This window comes from Streptococcus sp. DD11, assembly GCF_001578865.1.
GTDB classification, from domain to species: Bacteria; Bacillota; Bacilli; order Lactobacillales; family Streptococcaceae; genus Streptococcus; species Streptococcus panodentis.
The window spans coordinates 101,908-104,425 of sequence record NZ_KQ969397.1 but is presented as its reverse complement, the minus strand read 5'-3'; the positions used below and the strand labels follow the sequence as shown (position 1 = coordinate 104,425).

Genomic DNA, 2,518 nt, shown 5'->3' with positions numbered 1-2,518 from the left:
AAGCTTACGGAGACAAGGAGATTCTGAAAGATTTCAGCCTGAAAATTGAGGAGGGAGACTTTCTGACCATTGTCGGAAGGTCCGGATCTGGCAAGACGACCCTGCTCAAGATGGTCAATGGCTTGGTCAAGCCGGATCAGGGACAGGTGCTGGTCAAGGGCCAGGATATCGAAGGGCAGGATTTGATCCAGCTGCGGCGGCAGATTGGCTACGCCATTCAGGGCAATGTCCTCTTTCCCCACATGACCGTCGCAGAAAATATCGCCTATGTCCTGCGGCTCCAGGGACAGAAGGAAGAACAGATTGCTGCTATAGTGGAGCAAAAGCTGGCCATGCTGGACTTGGAAGCAGACTTAAAAGACCGCTATCCGGCAGAATTATCCGGCGGTCAGGCCCAGCGAGTCGGCATCGCCCGCTCACTGGGGGCCAATCCGTCCATTCTCCTCATGGATGAGCCTTTCGGTGCAGTGGATGCCATTACCCGCTATCAGCTGCAGCGCGAGCTCAAAAAGCTCTATCAGACCAATCAAATGACGGTTGTCTTCATTACCCACGACATCACTGAGGCCCTGAAGCTAGGCAGCAAGGTGCTGGTCTTGGACAACGGGCAGATTCAGCAGTTTGCCAGCCCGATGGAAATCCAGCAGCAGCCTGCCAATGATTTTGTCCGGGATTTGCTGGATATTGCAGGAGTGAGCAAATGACTGATCAGAAGCTTGTGGATGTGCTCAATCGTCTGGTGGCCCATTATGGCCATCAGGATTGGTGGCAGGAGAAAAATATCGTCGGCGACCTGCTGTCCATGGTGCTCATTCAGCGGACGACGGAGCGAAATGCCAAGCTGGCCCTGCAGAATTTAGCGGACTGTTTGGATCTGCAGCAGCTGGCGGACCTGCCCTTGGAGGAGCTGCAGGAGGCCATTCGGCCGGCAGGTTTCTGTAAACAAAAGTCTCAGACCATTAAAAATTTAGTCGGCTGGCTCCTGCCCTATGAGGATCGGATGGAAGAGCTGCACAGCCGGACGACGGAAGCGCTGCGGCAGGAACTCTTGGCCATCAAAGGCATTGGTCCAGAAACAGCAGACGTCATTTTGCTTTATATCTTTAAGCGCAAGGTCTTTGTAGCGGATGAATACTCCAGGCGGCTCTTTCAGCGGCTGGGGCTGGGTGAATTTCCTGCCTATGAGGACTTGCATCAGGCTTGGGGGCATCTAGCCCAGTACGAAAGCCAAAAGCAGTGCCGCGAGTGGCATGCGGCCATTGATGTGCACGGAAAGGCCTATCGGCTGGCCAAGAGGAAGCTGGACGAGACTTGGCTGCTGAGCTGATTTAGAACCAGTTTAGGAATATTTACTGTTTTATGAGGAAAAGAGTTTTGCCTCAGCCTTTACTTCGCTGTACATGTTGGTAACGCTGACTGTTTTCATCCTTTTGACCTTTATTGCCTAGAATTATCAAAAACATGAAAGAAGGTAGGACCATGACAGATAAAATGAAAGCCATTGTGATTTACGAAGCAGGCGGGCCGGAAAAGCTGCTCTTAGAAGACAGACCTATTCCTCAAGTCAGGGAGGGCTGGACCTTGGTCAAGGTCAGAGGCTTTGGCATCAATCACTCAGAAATCTTTACACGGCAGGGACTGTCGCCTACAGTGAAATTTCCTCGTATTCTGGGGATTGAGTGCGTCGGTCAGGTGGCAGAGACGACCCGACCGGACCTGCAGCCGGGCCAGAAGGTTGTCTCCATCATGGGCGAAATGGGCCGGGCTTATGACGGATCATATGCAGAGTTTGTCCTCCTGCCCAATGAGCAGATCTACCCAGTAAAGACCGATTTGACTTGGACAGAATTAGCCGCTGTGCCTGAGACCTACTACACGGCCTTTGGTTCTTTGAAAAATCTTCAGGTGCAGGAAAACGACAGGATTTTAGTGCGGGCGGCCACCAGCGGTGTCGGTCTGGCCTTCGCCCGTCTGGTCAAGGCGCGGTTTCCCAATGCCTATATCGCAGGATCTGTGCGCAGCGGTTCGAAGCAGTTTCTGCTCCAGCATCAGCCCTATGATGACATTATCATGGACCAGAACGGTCGGCTGGAGACCGATGAGAAGTTCGAAAAAATCCTTGAATTGACCGGTCCGGCGACGATTAAGGATTCTTTTGCCCATATAGCGGAAGGCGGCATTATCTGCAATACCGGCCAGCTGGGCGGTCAATGGTATCTGGAAAATTTTGACCCTATTGTGGAAATCAAAAACAATAGCTTTTTGACCAGCTTTTACTCTGGCAATGTCAGTCAGTCCCTGATAGACGAGCTGTTTGCCTATATTGACCGCTATGAGGTCAATGTCACTCCGCGCCGGGTTTTCCCTTTAGAGCAGGTGCCAGACGCCCATGCCTACATTGAAGGGAAGACTGGTTTTGGAAAAGTTATCATTATCAATGATGAGAGAAAATCGTGAGGAGAAAAGATGAACGAGCTATCAGCCAATGAATTTTACGAAAAAGCAAGCAGCCAGACCC

At 51.6% G+C, this 2,518-nt stretch carries 3 protein-coding genes; all 3 read left to right on the top strand.

What is annotated here, in order from left to right:
* Positions 1 to 704: ATP-binding cassette domain-containing protein (locus tag STRDD11_RS11520; RefSeq protein ID WP_164828483.1), on the top strand; the 704-nt coding region annotated here is incomplete at its 5' end.
* Entirely contained in the window at positions 701 to 1,327 is a 627-nt protein-coding gene (locus tag STRDD11_RS11515) for an endonuclease III domain-containing protein (RefSeq protein WP_128837415.1), read from the top strand. The genes STRDD11_RS11520 and STRDD11_RS11515, both read left to right, overlap by 4 nt.
* A gap of 152 nt (positions 1,328 to 1,479) precedes the next feature.
* Complete coding sequence (locus STRDD11_RS11510) at positions 1,480 to 2,457, top strand: zinc-binding alcohol dehydrogenase family protein (protein WP_241209444.1); 978 nt, start codon at positions 1,480 to 1,482, stop codon at positions 2,455 to 2,457.
* The last annotated feature ends 61 nt before the right edge of the window (positions 2,458 to 2,518 follow it).

What these genes read in the sequence shown, in the direction of transcription:
- STRDD11_RS11515 (WP_128837415.1), top strand. Translation starts at nt 701, where the DNA reads ATGACTGATCAGAAGCTTGTGGATGTGCTCAATCGTCTGGTGGCCCAT.
- STRDD11_RS11510 (WP_241209444.1), top strand. Translation starts at nt 1,480, where the DNA reads ATGACAGATAAAATGAAAGCCATTGTGATTTACGAAGCAGGCGGGCCG.